This window comes from Streptomyces sp. R302, assembly GCF_012927245.1.
Classification (GTDB): domain Bacteria; phylum Actinomycetota; class Actinomycetes; order Streptomycetales; family Streptomycetaceae; genus Streptomyces.
Window position 1 is genome coordinate 42,692 of record NZ_JABBGE010000014.1, and the last position, 14,405, is coordinate 57,096.

At 71.5% G+C, this 14,405-nt stretch carries 12 protein-coding genes and 1 pseudogene; 6 read left to right on the forward strand and 7 right to left on the reverse strand.

The genetic code is table 11. The annotated features are described in order from the left end of the window. Positions 1-6: 6 nt before the first annotated feature. Positions 7-450, reverse strand: a complete 444-nt coding sequence (locus HHL19_RS37915) for an iron-containing alcohol dehydrogenase (protein ID WP_346768516.1) — start codon at positions 448-450, stop codon at positions 7-9. Positions 451-485: 35 nt separating this feature from the next. Here HHL19_RS37915 and HHL19_RS33235 point away from each other — a divergent pair, with 35 nt between their 5' ends. Then, positions 486-1,496 carry a zinc-dependent alcohol dehydrogenase gene (locus HHL19_RS33235; protein WP_169094107.1) on the forward strand — a complete coding sequence of 337 codons (1,011 nt, stop codon included), beginning with the start codon at positions 486-488 and terminating at the stop codon, positions 1,494-1,496. A gap of 171 nt (positions 1,497-1,667) precedes the next feature. Continuing rightward, a complete protein-coding gene (locus HHL19_RS33240) occupies positions 1,668-2,333 on the forward strand; it encodes a CBS domain-containing protein (RefSeq protein ID WP_169094108.1) in 666 nt (221 codons plus the stop codon). 129 nt (positions 2,334-2,462) lie between these two features. Here HHL19_RS33240 and HHL19_RS33245 read toward each other — a convergent pair. Next, a pseudogene (locus HHL19_RS33245) lies at positions 2,463-4,847 on the reverse strand (phosphoketolase family protein); the annotation flags it as partial. Between the two features lie 483 nt (positions 4,848-5,330). On the opposite strand from HHL19_RS33245, the gene HHL19_RS33250 reads away from it, so the two are divergent. Together HHL19_RS33250 and HHL19_RS33255 are read left to right on the forward strand one after the other, a co-directional pair. Continuing rightward, complete coding sequence (locus HHL19_RS33250) at positions 5,331-6,122, forward strand: HPF/RaiA family ribosome-associated protein (protein WP_169094110.1); 792 nt, start codon at positions 5,331-5,333, stop codon at positions 6,120-6,122. Between the two features lie 176 nt (positions 6,123-6,298). Further along, a complete protein-coding gene (locus tag HHL19_RS33255; RefSeq protein ID WP_169094111.1) occupies positions 6,299-7,225 on the forward strand; it encodes a universal stress protein in 927 nt (308 codons plus the stop codon). Positions 7,226-7,423: 198 nt separating this feature from the next. Here the strand turns inward: HHL19_RS33255 and HHL19_RS33260 are convergent, their stop codons facing one another. Both HHL19_RS33260 and HHL19_RS33265 read right to left on the reverse strand, forming a co-directional pair. Continuing rightward, positions 7,424-8,752 (reverse strand): TRAM domain-containing protein, encoded by a 1,329-nt coding sequence (locus HHL19_RS33260; RefSeq protein ID WP_169094112.1) that lies wholly within the window; start codon positions 8,750-8,752, stop codon positions 7,424-7,426. Positions 8,753-8,826: 74 nt separating this feature from the next. Further along, positions 8,827-10,878 carry an APC family permease gene (locus HHL19_RS33265; RefSeq protein ID WP_169094113.1) on the reverse strand — a complete coding sequence of 684 codons (2,052 nt, stop codon included), beginning with the start codon at positions 10,876-10,878 and terminating at the stop codon, positions 8,827-8,829. Between the two features lie 235 nt (positions 10,879-11,113). On the opposite strand from HHL19_RS33265, the gene HHL19_RS33270 reads away from it, so the two are divergent. Together HHL19_RS33270 and HHL19_RS33275 are read left to right on the forward strand one after the other, a co-directional pair. Beyond that, positions 11,114-11,782, forward strand: a complete 669-nt coding sequence (locus tag HHL19_RS33270) for a TrkA family potassium uptake protein (protein ID WP_169094114.1) — start codon at positions 11,114-11,116, stop codon at positions 11,780-11,782. Further along, positions 11,782-12,456 (forward strand): TrkA family potassium uptake protein, encoded by a 675-nt coding sequence (locus HHL19_RS33275; protein WP_169094115.1) that lies wholly within the window; start codon positions 11,782-11,784, stop codon positions 12,454-12,456. Before HHL19_RS33270 ends, HHL19_RS33275 begins: the two co-directional genes overlap by 1 nt. A 68-nt stretch (positions 12,457-12,524) precedes the next feature. Here HHL19_RS33275 and HHL19_RS33280 read toward each other — a convergent pair whose 3' ends face one another. From HHL19_RS33280 to HHL19_RS33290, 3 genes are read right to left on the reverse strand one after another with little or no spacing between them, the layout of a single operon-like run. Further along, positions 12,525-13,268 carry a DUF3159 domain-containing protein gene (locus HHL19_RS33280; RefSeq protein WP_169094116.1) on the reverse strand — a complete coding sequence of 248 codons (744 nt, stop codon included), beginning with the start codon at positions 13,266-13,268 and terminating at the stop codon, positions 12,525-12,527. A 3-nt stretch (positions 13,269-13,271) separates the two neighbouring features. Further along, on the reverse strand, positions 13,272-13,670 hold the full coding sequence (locus HHL19_RS33285; protein WP_169094117.1) for an OB-fold nucleic acid binding domain-containing protein: 399 nt from the start codon (positions 13,668-13,670) through the stop codon (positions 13,272-13,274). Positions 13,671-13,715: 45 nt separating this feature from the next. Beyond that, positions 13,716-14,402 carry a response regulator gene (locus HHL19_RS33290; protein WP_169094118.1) on the reverse strand — a complete coding sequence of 229 codons (687 nt, stop codon included), beginning with the start codon at positions 14,400-14,402 and terminating at the stop codon, positions 13,716-13,718. Positions 14,403-14,405: the final 3 nt, after the last annotated feature.

A 14,405-nucleotide genomic window follows, 5' to 3' on the forward strand; every position in this document is an offset into this window, starting at 1 on the left:
GGAGCGTCAGATCGACGACAGTGGCCGGGGTCCGGCGTAGGAGGCGGTGCGCATGATGTCCTCCATGTCGGCCGGCATCGGCATGCGCGGGTCGCGCAGGTGTTCCACGGCGGCGTACGAGGCGACGCCTTCGGCGGCGTTCGAGGCCGGCAGTCCCAGGGCACGGGCGATGTCCTGGAAGCGCTCGGGCGCCCGGTGGCTCTCGTACTCGGGCCATCCCGTCAGTTCGGCGGGAACCGTGCCGTTGTAGCGGATCACGTGCGGCAGGAGGATCGCGTCGGTCCGCCCGTGGGCGACGTGGAAAGTGGCCCCCACAGGGGTCGGACGGGGGTGTCCCAGGGCCGTCGGGCCCTCGTCTCGCGCGCGCCGAGTGGCCCGCCGGAACACGGGCCGAACGGCCCGCGGTACAGGACCTGACCGGTTCTGTCTCCTCCTCGCGCCCCGCACCACTCTGGAAAGCAAGGACGAAACAGGAGGAGCGAGCCATGAAGGCTGCAGTGGTGAGGGCGCTGGGAGAACCGTTGGTGATCGAGGAGCGCCCCGATCCCGTGCCCGGCCCCGGGCAGGTCCGCATCCGCGTCGAGGCGTCCGGGTTGTGCCACACGGACATCCATGCCGCCCACGGCGACTGGCCCGTCAAGCCCACTACGCCGTTCGTTCCCGGGCACGAGGGCGTCGGCATCGTCGAGGAGCTCGGCGCGGGCGTCACGCACCTGTCCGTCGGGCAGCGCGTGGCCGTGCCGTGGCTGGGCTGGGCCTGCGGACGCTGTGAGCACTGCCTCACCGGCTGGGAGACGCTGTGCGAGAGGCAGGTCAACACCGGATACGGCACCGACGGCGCCTATGCCGAGAAGATGCTCGCCCACGCCGACTTCGCCCAGCCCGTCCCCGACGGCATCGACCCGCGCGAGGCGGCACCGCTCACCTGCGCGGGAGTCACCACCTACAAGGCCCTGAAGGTGGCCGGAGTCGGGCCGGCCGATCTCGTGGCGATCTCCGGCATCGGTGGTCTGGGGCACCTGGCCGTGCAGTACGCGAAGATCGCCGGCGCGACGGTGGCCGCGATCGACATCTCCGACGAGAAGCTGCGGCTCGCCGCCGACCTGGGCGCGGACATCCTCATCGACGCCCGCAAGGAGGACCCGGCCGCGGTGCTCCAGCGGCACGGCGGAGCCCACGCGGCCCTGGCGCTGGCGGTGAACGAGGAGACCTTCGCGACCGCCCTGGCCGGCCTGCGGCGTGGCGGCAAGCTCGTCATGGTGGCCCTCCCGGCCGACGGCATCGTCCAGGTACCGGTCTTCTCCACCGTACTCGGCGGCACATCGGTCATCGGGTCGATCGTCGGCACGCGGCAGGACCTGGCCGAGGTGTTCCGGCTGCACGCCGCCGGACGTACCCGGGTGGTCTACGAGACCCGGCCGCTCTCGTCCGTCAACGACTGCATCGACGAGGTCCTTCGCGGCGACGTCAAGGCCCGCATCGTCTTCGACATGTGAGGCGTCCCGGCTTCCCGCGGCAGCCGCATCGACGCCCCGACGCCCCGACGGTCGAGAAACGAGTGCCGAAGGCCCGTCGGGAGCGACGGGGCCGCCGCGGGCGGCGGCCGAGAACCACCCGAGCGGATGGAGATGAGAACCGTGGTGAAGCACCGGACCGTGGGCGAAGTCATGACCGGCGAAGTGGTCCAGGCGCACCCGGACACCCCGTTCAAAGAGCTGGCCCGCCTGCTCACGTCCCACCACATCAGCGGTCTGCCGGTGGTGGACGACGACGACAAGGTCATGGGCGTGGTCTCCCAGACCGACCTGACCCGGCGGCAAGCGGCACAGGGCCGGACCGGGTCCGGCCGGGGCCGCGTGCTCCGGGCCCTGAGACGGGTCGGCCTCGTTCACCCCACCGCCGCACCCTCCCTGACGGCCGGCGGGCTGATGTCGAGCCCCGCGGTCACCGTGCACCCCGAGCAGCGCGTGGTCGACGCGGCACGCATCATGGAACGCCGCCGCATCGACCGGCTGCCCGTCGTGGACGAGGAAGACCGTCTCATCGGCATCACCACACGCCGCGACCTCCTGCGCGTCTTCCTGCGCACCGACGAGGAGATCCGCGAAGACGTGGCCGGCGCCGCCGGCCTCCACGGTCCCGCTCACGACGCCGGCGAACTCCGCATCGACGTCCGGGACGGGATCGTCACCATCGAGGGTGTCTCCGGCCCGGAGATCGACACCACGGCGCTGATCCGGGCCGCATGGCGGGTCGACGGCGTCGTCGGCGTGGTCAACCGGCTGACAGCCGCCCGGCGTGACGTCCCGTCCGCACCGCCGAGCGGGCTGTAGTGGTCGAGCTTTCCGGAATGCCGGGGCAAACCGGCTCTGGCCGCTGGTACGTCACCCGTGGCGTCGCGTCTCGCCAGGGGATGTGCCGCTCTCGCTGACCACCGCGCGGTCGGCGGCCGTGTGCCGCTCCAGCAGGCTCCAGGTCCAGTCGGTGACTTCGGGCATGTCGGTGCCGTGTTCGCGGATCCACGAGTGGTGGCGGGTGCGGGCGTCCGCCATGGCCTGACGCACGCCCACGGCTCGTACGCCGAGCCCCGGCACGCGGTCGATCACGTCCATCACGAGGCGGTAGCGGTCGAGGTCGTTGCGCACGACCATGTCGAAGGGGGTCGTGGTGGTGCCCATCTCCTTGTAGCCGCGCACGTGCAGGTGGGGGTGGCCGGTGCGGCGGTAGGCCAGGCGGTGCACGAGCCAGGGGTAGCCGTGGTAGGCGAAGATCACCGGCTTGTCGCGGGTGAACAGGGCGTCGTATTCCGGGTCGGTCATGCCGTGCGGGTGTTCCTCGTGGGGCATGAGCCTGGTCATGTCGACGACGTTCACCACGCGTACGGCGAGCTGGGGCAGATGGCGCCGCAGGAGGCCGGCCGCCGCGAGGATCTCCTGGGTGGGTACGTCTCCGGCGCAGGCGAGCACGACGTCCGGGTCGCGCGTGCCGTCCTCGGTGCCCGCCCATTCCCAGACGCCGGCCCCTCGGGCGCAGTGCACGCGGGCCTCCTCCAAGGAGAGCCAGTCGAAGCACGGCTGCTTGCCTGCGATGATCACGTTCACGTAGTCGCGGCTGCGCAGCGCGTGGTCGGCGACGGACAGCAGGGTGTTGGCGTCCGGCGGCAGGTAGACGCGGACGACCTCGGGGCTCTTGTTCAGGACGTGGTCGACGAAGCCGGGGTCCTGGTGGGAGAAGCCGTTGTGGTCCTGCCGCCACACGTGGGAGGTGAGCAGGTAGTTGAGGGAGGCGACGGGTGCGCGCCAGTGCAGGGCGCGGGAGGTCCTGAGCCACTTGATGTGCTGGTTGACCATGGAGTCGACGATGTGGACGAAGGCTTCGTAGCAGGAGAACAGTCCGTGCCGGCCGGTCAGCAGATAGCCCTCCAGCCAGCCCTGACAGGTGTGCTCGGAGAGGATCTCCATCACCCGGCCGTGCCGGTCGAGGTGCTCGTCCGTGTCCAGGACCGGGGACTGCCATGCCTTGCCGCTCGCCTCGTACACGGCCTGGAGGCGGTTGGAGGCGGTCTCGTCGGGGCCGACGAGACGGAAGTCGCGGCGCTCACCGGTGGAGGCCATGACGCTTTCGAGGAGTCGGCCGAGCACCCCGGTCGGCTCGTGGAGGGTCGTGCCGGGCCGGTCCACGGGTACGGCGAAGCGTTCGAGGGGCGGCAGCGGCAGGTCCCGCAGCAGCAGACCGCCGTTGGCGTGCCGGGTCGCGCCGAGTCTCCGTTCGCCCTCCGGCACGCATTCCAGCACCTGGGGGCTCGGCCGGCCGGCCTCGTCGAAGAGCTCCTCGGGACGGTACGAGCGCAGCCACGCCTCCAGCTGGGCCCGGTGTCCGTCGTCGTCGCGGACGTGCGCCAGGGGCACCTGGTGGGAGCGCCAGGTGCCCTCGACAGGCAGGCCGTCGACCTCTGCGGGGCCGGTCCAGCCCTTCGGCGTGCGCAGGACGATCACCGGCCAGCGCGACCGTCCGGCGGGGGCGCCGGTGCGGGCTCGCCGCTGGATGTGCCGGATGCGGTCGAGGGCCGTGTCCATCGCGGCGGCCATGGCCCGGTGGACCTGGTGCGGGTCGTCGCCGGTGACGTGCAGGGGCTCGTGGCCGTAGCCGCGCAGCAGTTCGTCGAGCTCCGTCTCCGGCAGCCGCGCGAGCACGGTGGGGTTCGCGATCTTGTATCCGTTGAGGTGGAGGATGGGCAGGACCGCTCCGTCGTGGACGGGATCGAGGAACTTGTTGGAGTGCCAGGAGGCGGCGAGCGGGCCCGTCTCCGCCTCCCCGTCGCCGATGACGCACGCCACCAGCAGGTCCGGGTTGTCCAGGGCCGCTCCGTAGGCGTGCGACAAGGAGTAGCCCAGTTCGCCGCCCTCGTGGATCGAGCCGGGGGTTTCGGGCGCCACGTGGCTCGGCACCCCGCCGGGGAAGGAGAACTGCCGGAACAACCGGGCCATGCCCTCCTCGTCCCGGCTCACGTCCGGGTAGGTCTCGCTGTAGCTGCCCTCCAGCCAGGAGTTGGCGAGGACGGCCGGCCCACCGTGTCCAGGACCCCAGACGCACAGCGCGTCGACGCCGTGCCGCTTGACGACCCGGTTGAGGTGGGTGTGCACGAGGTTGAGGCCCGGGGAGGTGCCCCAGTGGCCGAGCAACCGCGGCTTGAGGTGCGCCGGTTCCAGCGGCTTCTTCAGCAGCGGGTTGTCCATCAGGTAGATCTGGCCCGCCGACAGGTAGTTGGCGGCCCTCCAGTGCGCGTCGAGCGCACTGAGCTCCTCGTCGGTCAGCGGTACGCCGTCCGGACTCTCGTCCTTTCGCATGCTTCCTCCGTCGTGTGTGGTCGCGGGCGGCGACCGGGCGCGGGGCCGGTCGGCCGAAGCGTGCGAGGCCCCGCGTCGCGGGGATCGAACCTCCTCGGCCCGCCCGGGGCATGGGGACTTCCCGCAATTCCGCGGGTCCTGGGTCCTGGGTCCTGGGTCCTGGGTCCTGGGTCCTGGGTCCTGGGTCCCATGGTCGTAAGCGCACCCGCCGCCCAAGACGCTGACACGGCAAAAGCGCCGCGGTAAGGGCCGGATGGCCCACTTCCGCAGCCCGTCCTCACACTGCCCCGGCAGGCCACGGGCCACCCGCGTCCCCGCTCTGCGCTGGTCCCTGGGCCGTGGGCCGAACGGCCCCTCTGGACGCCCGTACGTCCCTGATGGACAGGTGCTGCGGGGGCCGGTCGCACCGAGGCGGCGGCCCGGACGGCTCTGCCGGGAGCGGTCGGCGCCGGACAGGCTGAGAGCGACCGAGGAGGAGTTCCCATGAGCAGTCTCGAAACCAGCCGGGCAGTGGACGTCCAGGTCCGCAGCCGAGGGCGGGTGCCCCGCGGTGCGGACGTCTACGCACGGGAGAAGGTGCTCGCGGCCCTCGACCACGTCGGCGAGCCGGTGCTGGACGCCCAGGTGAAGCTCACTCAGGCGGTCAGTGGTTCGGCGGCTCGTCCCGCCGCGGCCCGAGCAGTGGTGGATGTGAACGGCCGGCTGGTACGGGCCCACGTGGCCGCGAGCACCATGTTCGAGGCGGTCGACCTGCTGCGAGAGCGTCTGACCGCGCGGCTGGCCCGGGTACGGCGGCACGGGCCGCGCGGGCTCCCCGGCACCGGCCGGGAGGCACGGTGGGACAGTGCGGGACACGACCACCGCCCGCATCGTCAGCACCTGCCGGTGGAGGAGCGCCGCATCGTGCGGTACAAGTCGTTCGGTCAGGCCCGGCAGACGCCCGAGGACGCCGTGATCGACCTGGAGGCCATGGACTACGACTTCTGGGTCTTCGTGGACCTGGCCTCCGGATGTGACAGCGTGGTCTACCGCGACGTCCCCACCGGCCGCCACCGCCTGGCGTCGCTGGGGCCCGTGACCCAGGAGCCGGAGTTCGAGGGGCTGTTGGGCGTGAGTACGGTGCCCGTGCCCGCGATGACGGTGCCCGAGGCCGTTCAGCGCCTGAACCTCGCCGGGCTGCCGTTCGTCTTCTTCGACGACACGGCCACCGGCCGGGGCAGCGTGCTCTACCACCGCTACGACGGCCACTACGGGCTGATCGCCCCGGCCCGTTAGAGCTCGCCCCGGGCCGGAAGCCCCGACCCGCTCCACCCCCGCCCTCGGCTTCCCGCTGTCGGCCGCCGCAGGATGCCGACTGCCGACGAGTGCCGCGGCCCGGCAGAGGGGTCCGGCCTTCGCCCCGGTCCGCGGCCACTTCCCCGACGAGAACGTCCCCTCACCCGGAGGATTCCATGTCACGACGTACTGTCATCGCCGCTGTGGACGGCTCGGCCGAATCACGGGCCGCCGCGCAGTGGGCTGCGCGAGAGGCGTTGCTGCGCGGTCTGCCCCTGCACCTCGTCCATGCCTGGCAGGACTGGTCACGGGGCTTCGCACACGCCCCGTTCACGGGCACGGACACCGCGCCCGGCGACACGGCCGTCACCCGGCACTGGGCCGAGCGTGTCCCGCGTGACGTCGCCGACCGGCTGCGTGAGGACCACCCCGGTCTGCAGCTCAGCGTCGAGCAGGTCTTCGGCCGTCCCGTCGACGTGCTGCTCTCCGCGGCCGGCAAGGCCGAGATGCTGGTGCTCGGTTCACGAGGGCTGGGTGCCTTGGGCGGCTTCCTGACCGGATCGGTGTCGATGCCCGTCATCGCGCACGCCGAACGCCCGGTCGTCCTCGTACGGGCCGGCGAGCGAGCCGAGGACGAGATGCGGACCGGGGATGGCGCGGCCCGCCCGGCGCAGTACCGCGATGTGGTGCTCGGTCTCGACCTCACCCGGCCGTGCGACGAGGTGATCGAGTACGCCTTCGCCACCGCCGCCGCACGCGGGGCCGCCCTGAGGGTGGTCCACGGGCGGGACGCACCCCTCGTGTACGGATACGACCCCGCAGCCGTCGATCCCGGACACGTCGTCGCGAGGGGACTGCGGGAAGCGAGCGCGCTCACCGACGCGCTGCGGCCGTGGCGGGGCAAGTTCCCTCAGGTCGACGTCAAGGAGCAGTGCGTGGTGGGCCGGGCCGCCGACCACCTCGTGGACGCCTCGAAGGACGCCTCGTTGCTGGTCGTGGGACGGCGTGTGCGCCGTGCGGCGATCGGCACGCACCTCGGCCCGGTCACGCATGCGGTGCTGCACCATGCTGCCGCGCCCGTCGCGGTGGTGCCGCATCTCTGAGCGTCGGTCGGAGTCGGCACGACAGAGCCGGACGACGTCTGCCGCACCCGGCCCCGGCCTTGGGGCGTTGCGGTTCGCGGATCCATCAGAAACCGTGCCGTCCGTGCGTCAGACGTGCGTCACGTGCGTCAGATATGCGTCACGATATCGCCCGTGACGCATATGACGCACCAAACGCACACCCGACAAAGTCGCAGGTCAGCGGCGCTTTTCAGCAGGCTCCAGGATCGCCACGCACTCCACATGATGCGTCATCGGGAACAGGTCGAAAGCCCGCAGCGTCCGGACCCGGTACCCCCGTTCCGCGAAGTACGAGATGTCGCGGGCCAGGGCGGCCGGGTCGCAGGCCACGTAGGCGATGCGGCGGGCGCCGAGGGCGGCGAGGTGGTGGACGGTCTGCTTGCCGGCGCCGGCGCGCGGGGGGTCGAGGACGATGAGGTCGACCTCGGTGATGCCGGTGCGCGGGAGGACCGACTCGACCTTGCCGTGTTCGACGCGGACGCGCGGGAAGGCGGCCAGGTTGTGGCGGGCGTCCTCGACGGCGCGCTTGCCGGACTCGATGCCGAGGACCGCGCCCTGCTCGCCGACGCGGTCGGCGAGGGCGCCGGCGAAGAGGCCGACGCCGCAGTAGAGGTCGAGGGCGGTGTCGCCCTTGCGCGGGAGGAGGCCCTGCATGACGGCCTTCATGAGGGTGTCGGCGGCCTTCGGGTGGACCTGCCAGAAGCCGCCGCTGCCGACGCGGTGGGTGCGCTCGTCGGCGCGCTCGCGGACGAAGGCGCGGCCGTGGACGCGGTGGACGCCGCCGTCCTTCTCGTCGACGCGCATCACCGAGACCGGCTTGTCGAGTTCGACGAGCGGGAGGCGGGCGCCGGGGCGGGGGGTGAGGATGACCTGGCGGTCGCTGGAGCCGGAGGCGGCGATCGCCTCGACGGTGGCCATGCCCTCCCACGTACGGGATTCGATGCCGAGCTCCGAGACGCCCGGGGCGGCGATCATGCAGTGGTCGATGACCTCGACCTCGTGCGAGCGGTGCTTGCGCAGGCCCGCGCGGCCGTCGGCGTCGATGGCGTACTGGACGCGGGTGCGCCACTGCGGGACCTCGCCCGCCGGGAGCTTGTCGCCCTCCGCGGGGACGACCGTGCCGTCCCAGCCGGCCTCCTCCGGGGTGAGGCCGGCGAGCCGCTGCAGCTGCTCGGCGATGACCTCGCCCTTGAGGCGGCGCTGGGCGCCCGGCTTGGCGTGCTGCCAGTCGCAGCCGCCGCACTTGCCGGGCCCCGCGAAGGGGCACGGGGCCTCGATGCGGTCCTTGGAGGCGTCGAGGACGTCGACGGCGTCGGCGCGCAGGAAGCGGCTGCTCTCGTCGCCCTCGGTGACGCGGGCCCGGACGCGCTCGCCCGGCAGCGCGTGGCGCACGAAGAGGACGCGGCCCTCCTCCGTACGCGCGATGCAGTGGCCGCCGTGGGCCACCGGGCCGACCTCGACCTCGTACTCCTCCCCGATCAGGGACTTCACAGGGGTGTTCTGCATGATCGGGGGCTCCAGAGACAGAGAGGGGCGAGAGGAAGAGAAGTGGGCTGCTGTTCGGACAGCAGCCCACCAGTCTAGTTGCTCTTCACGGCCGGTTCCTTCTTGGCCTTCTCGACCGGGCCGCGGCGGACCGAGCCCGGCGCGTTCCAGTCCTGCCGCTTCCGGGCCCGGCGCTTGGCGGCCTCGGAGGACTGGAGCTGGTACGGGACGGAGGTGACCATGACGCCGGGGGTGAAGAGCAGCCGGCCCTTGAGGCGGAGCGCGGACTGGTTGTGGAGCAGGTGCTCGTACCAGTGGCCGACGACGTACTCGGGGATGTAGACCGAGACGGCGTCGCGCGGGCTCTCCTTGCGGAGGCTCTTCACGTAGTCGATGACCGGCCGGGTGATCTCGCGGTACGGCGAGTCGAGGATCTTCAGCGGCACGTTGATGCCGCGCCGCTCCCACTCCTCCTTGAGCGCCTTGGTCTCCGCCGGGTCGACGTTGACGGTCAGCGCCTCCAGCTCGCTGGCGTGCAGCAGCTTCGCGTAGGCGAGGGCCCGGAGGGTGGGCTTGTGGAGCTTGGAGACGAGGACGATGGAGCGGACCCGGGAGGGGCGTACGTACTCGTCGGGGCGCTGCTCGGCGGCGGCGATCTCCTCGGCGACGGAGTCGTAGTGGCGGCGGATCGCGGTCATCGTCACGTAGAAGATCACCATGCCGAGCAGGGCGACCCAGGCGCCGTGGGTGAACTTGGTGGCGAGGACGACGACGAGGACGAGGCCGGTGAAGAAGGCGCCGAAGGTGTTGATCGCGCGGGAGCGGATCATGTGGCGGCGCTTGGCCGGCTCGCGCTCGGTCGTCAGGTGCCGGTTCCAGTGCCGGACCATGCCGATCTGGCTGAGCGTGAAGGAGACGAAGACGCCGACGATGTACAGCTGGATGAGGCGGGTGGAGTCCGCGCCGTAGACCCAGACGAGGAGGGCGGCGGCGCCCGCGAGCAGCACGATGCCGTTGGAGAAGGCGAGCCGGTCGCCGCGGGTGTGCAGCTGGCGCGGCAGGTAGCGGTCCTGGGCGAGGATCGAGCCGAGGAGCGGGAAGCCGTTGTACGCGGTGTTGGCGGCCAGGAAGAGGACGAGCGCGGTGGCGGCGGCGAGCAGGACGAAGAAGAACGTTCCGTCGCCGAAGACGGCGGCCGCGACCTGGGAGATGACCGGGTCCTGGACGTAGCCCGGGCCGACGGCGACGCCGTTGACGAGCAGGTCCTCGGCGGGCTCCTCGGCCATCCGCACGTCGGTGGCCAGGGCCAGGAAGATGATGCCGCAGAACATGGTGACGGCGAGGCCGCCCATGAGCGCGAGGGTGGCGGCGGCGTTCTTCGACTTCGGCTTGCGGAAGGCGGGCACGCCGTTGGAGATCGCCTCGACGCCGGTGAGGGCGGCGCAGCCGGAGGAGAAGGCGCGCAGCAGCAGGAAGACCAGCGCGAAGCCGGCGAGGCCCTGGTGCTCGGGCTTGATCTCGAAGTCGGCCGTCGGGGCCTTCATGGTGTCGCCGAGGACGAGTCCCCGCCAGGCGCCCCAGGCGATCAGGCAGAAGACGCCGAAGACGAAGACGTACGTCGGGATGGCGAAGAGGCTGCCGGACTCCTTCACGCCCCGGAGGTTCATCAGGGTGAGGATGACGATCACGGCGATCGCCGAGGCGACCTTGTGCTCGACGACGAAGGGGATCGCGGAACCGAGGTTCTCGATGCCGGAGGAGATCGACACGGCGACGGTGAGGACGTAGTCGACGAGCAGGGCGCTCGCGACGGTGAGTCCGGCCTTCGGCCCGAGGTTGGTGGTCGCGACCTCGTAGTCGCCGCCGCCGCTCGGGTACGCGTGCACGTTCTGCCGGTACGAGGCGACGACCGTGAACATCAGGACGACGACGGCCAGCGCGATCCACGGGCTGAAGTGGTAGGCCGACAGACCGGCGACGGAGAGGACGAGGAGGACCTCGCCCGGTGCGTACGCCACCGAGGACAGCGGGTCGGAGGCGAAGACGGGGAGGGCGATCCGCTTGGGGAGGAGGGTCTCGCCGAGCTTGTCGCTGCGCAGGGCCCGCCCGATCAGGATCCGTTTGGGCACGTCGGTCAGTTTGGACACGCAGAGGATCGTAAGCGTTCGAAAAGAGCCAAGCGCACCGGCACCCCCGATCGGCACCGAATCTCCCTGAGTATCACCTCGGATGAGGTCCGGGCCAGGGTTGCCGCTTAAGCTCGGACCGGGCAACCCGGCAGGGCGTTGTCCGCCACGGCCCGGGCCGATCGGGCGAGGAAAGTTGTGAGCAGGGTGTTTTCGCAGGTCAGCAAGGCGATCAGGAGTGCGGGGTAACGGGGACGTGCACATCGTCATCATGGGCTGCGGGCGAGTGGGAGCCGCTCTCGCGCAGACCCTGGAGCAGCAGGGGCACACGGTCGCCGTCGTGGACCAGGACCCGACGGCATTCCGCCGTCTGGGCTCCGGCTTCGGAGGCCGCCGCGTGACCGGCGTGGGCTTCGACCAGGACACCCTGCGCGAGGCGGGGATCGAGGAGGCCGGTGCCTTCGCCGCGGTGAGCAGCGGTGACAACTCCAACATCATCGCGGCCCGGGTGGCGCGCGAGATGTTCGGCATCGAGAACGTCGCCGCGCGGATCTACGACCCCCGGCGCGCCGAGGTCTACCAGCGGCTCGGCATCCCGACGGTGGCGACCGTCCGCTGGACCGCCGACCAGATGCTGCGGCGGCTGCTGCCCTCGGGCGCGGAGCCGCTGTGGAGCGACCCGAGCGGCCGCGTCCAGCTCGCCGAGGTGCACACCTCCCCGGCGTGGATCGGCCACAAGATCAGCCGGCTGCAGGACGAGACCGGGGTGCGGGTCGCCTTCCTCACCCGGCTCGGCGAGGCGGTCATCCCGACCTCGCAGACGGTCCTCCAGGAGGGGGACCTGGTGCACGTGATGATGCGGGTGGACGAGATCGCGAAGGTCGAGGCGGCCTTCGCGGAGGGCCCCGAGGAGGGCGGTCACTGATGCGGGTCGCGATTGCGGGCGCGGGCGCGGTGGGCCGTTCCATCGCCGGCGAACTCCTGGAGAACGGCCACGAGGTCCTGCTCATCGACAAGGCGCCGACCGCCATCTCGGTGGAGCGGGTGCCGCAGGCGGAGTGGCTGCTCGCCGACGCCTGTGAGATCACCTCGCTGGACGAGGCGGCGCTGCAGCGCTGCAACGTGGTCATCGCGGCCACCGGCGACGACAAGGTGAACCTGGTCGTCTCGCTGCTCGCGAAGACCGAGTACGGGGTGCCCCGGGTCGTCGCCCGGGTGAACAACCCGAAGAACGAGTGGCTGTTCAACGAGGCCTGGGGCGTGGACGTCGCCGTCTCCACCCCGCGTCTGATGTCGGCCCTGGTGGAGGAGGCGGTGAGCGTCGGCGACCTGGTCCGGCTGCTCCGCTTCAGCCACGGCGACGCCAACCTGGTGGAGCTGACGCTGCCGCCGGAGTCGGCGGTGGCCGGTACGCAGGTGGGCGAGGTCGCCTGGCCGCAGGACACCTCGCTGGTGACGATCATCCGCGGTTCGCGGGTGCTGACGCCGAGCCCCGAGGAGACCCTGGAGGCCGGCGACGAGCTGCTGTTCGTGGCGGCGCAGGCCCGCGAGGAGCAGCTGGAGGAGCTCCTCCAGGTCCGCCGGGAGCCGGCGGAGTAGCGCCGTACGGTACGCGGAAGGGCCCGGGACCCTCACAGGTCCCGGGCCCTTCCGCGTACCGGATGCGGCTACGCCTCGGGGGTGCGGGCGGCCGCGGCGCGGCGCTCCTTCTCGGCCTTCTCCTCCGCCTCCATCTCGGCGAAGACGTCGATCGGCGGCGGCGCCTTGGCCAGGAAGACCCAGGTGAGGTAGACCGCGAGCAGGAAGGGCGGGATCTTCAGGGCGACGAGGACCCAGCCGAGCTGGGTGGTGTCGGCCCACCAGTAGAGCGGGAAGAGGATCGCGCACTTGGCGAGCAGGATCAGGCCCCAGGCCCAGCTGGCCTTCGCGTAGGCCTTCTTCCGTCCGGGGTTCCGGGTCCGCCAGGAGAGGTTCTCCTTGAAGACCGGGCCGAGGATGAGGCCGATGAGCGGGACGCCGGCGAGCGTGGTGACGATGTACGCGAGGCCGAGGCCCAGCGTGTACACCATGCCGGGGAGGTAGAAGGCCTTGGCGTTCCCGGTCATCATCGCGAAGACGACGCCGAAGCCGACGCCGAAGACCCCGCTGAAGGCGTGCTTGACGGTGTCGCGGCGGACGAGCCGGACGACGACGAGCAGCAGGGAGACGGCGAGCGCGGCGACGGCCGAGCTCTTCAGGTCCTTGTTGATCGTGTAGACCGTGACGAAGAGCAGTCCGGGCAGGACCGTCTCGACCATGCCGCGGACGCCGCCGAACGCCTCGAAGAGCGCGGCCTCGGTCACCGCCCTGTCGGTCCGGGCGTCCTGGTCCGGGGGCGGCGCTGCGGTGGTCGGCTTGTCGACGGACGTCACCGGCTACTCCTGTCCGAGCGGTCGGAGCTCGTATTTGGGGTTGAAGAGGACCCGCCGGCCGTGGCTCATGGAGATCCGGCCGGAGGCGATCAGCTTGCGGCCCGGCTCGATGCCCACGATGGAGCGCCGGCCCAGCCAGACGACGTCCAGCGGCGCGGTGCCGTCGAACAGCTCGGCCTCCAGGGCCGGGACACCGGCCCTGGGGCGCAGCGTGACCGTGCGCAAGGTACCAGTGACCTTGACTATCTCGCGGTCGTCGCAGTCGGAGATCCGCGTGCAGCCCGAGGCGGCCGTGTCCTCCTGGAGCTCCTCCGACTCCAGGTCCTCCGTCGAGGAGGAGAGCCGGTCGAGCATCCGGCGGAACCGGCCTGCCGGCTTGTCGGTACGGGGTGCGGCACTCATACCCAAAAGCGTACCGGCCGCGGCCGACACGGGAGCCGGCCCGTCTCAACGTTCGAAGCGGTACCCCATCCCCGGCTCGGTGACGAAGTGGCGCGGGTGCGAGGGGTCGGTCTCCAGCTTGCGGCGCAGCTGGGCCATGTAGACCCGCAGGTAGTTGGTCTCGGTGCCGTAGGAGGGGCCCCAGACCTCCTGGAGGAGCTGCTTCTGGCTGACGAGGCGGCCGCCGTTGCGGACCAGGACCTCCAGGAGGTGCCACTCGGTGGGGGTGAGCCGGACGTCCCGCCCGTCGCGGTGGACCTTCTTGGCGGCGAGGTCGACGGTGAAGTCCGCGGTCTCGACCACGACGACCCCGTCCTCGGCGCCGCCGACGGGCTCGGCGCGGCGGACGGCGGCGCGCAGCCGGGCGAGGAGCTCGTCCATGCCGAAGGGCTTGGTGACGTAGTCGTCGGCGCCGGCGTCGAGGGCCTCGACCTTCTCGTCGGAGGTGTGCCGGGCGGAGAGCACGATGATCGGGACCCGGGTCCAGCCGCGCAGGCCCTTGATGACCTCGACGCCGTCGAGGTCGGGCAGGCCGAGGTCGAGGACGACGACGTCGGGGTGGCGCTCGGCGGCGAGCTTGAGGGCGGTGGCGCCGTCGGGGGCGGAGTCGACCTCGTACTTCCGCGCCTTGAGGTTGATCACCAGGGCGCGGACGATCTGTGGCTCGTCGTCGACCACGAGGACCCGGGTCATGTC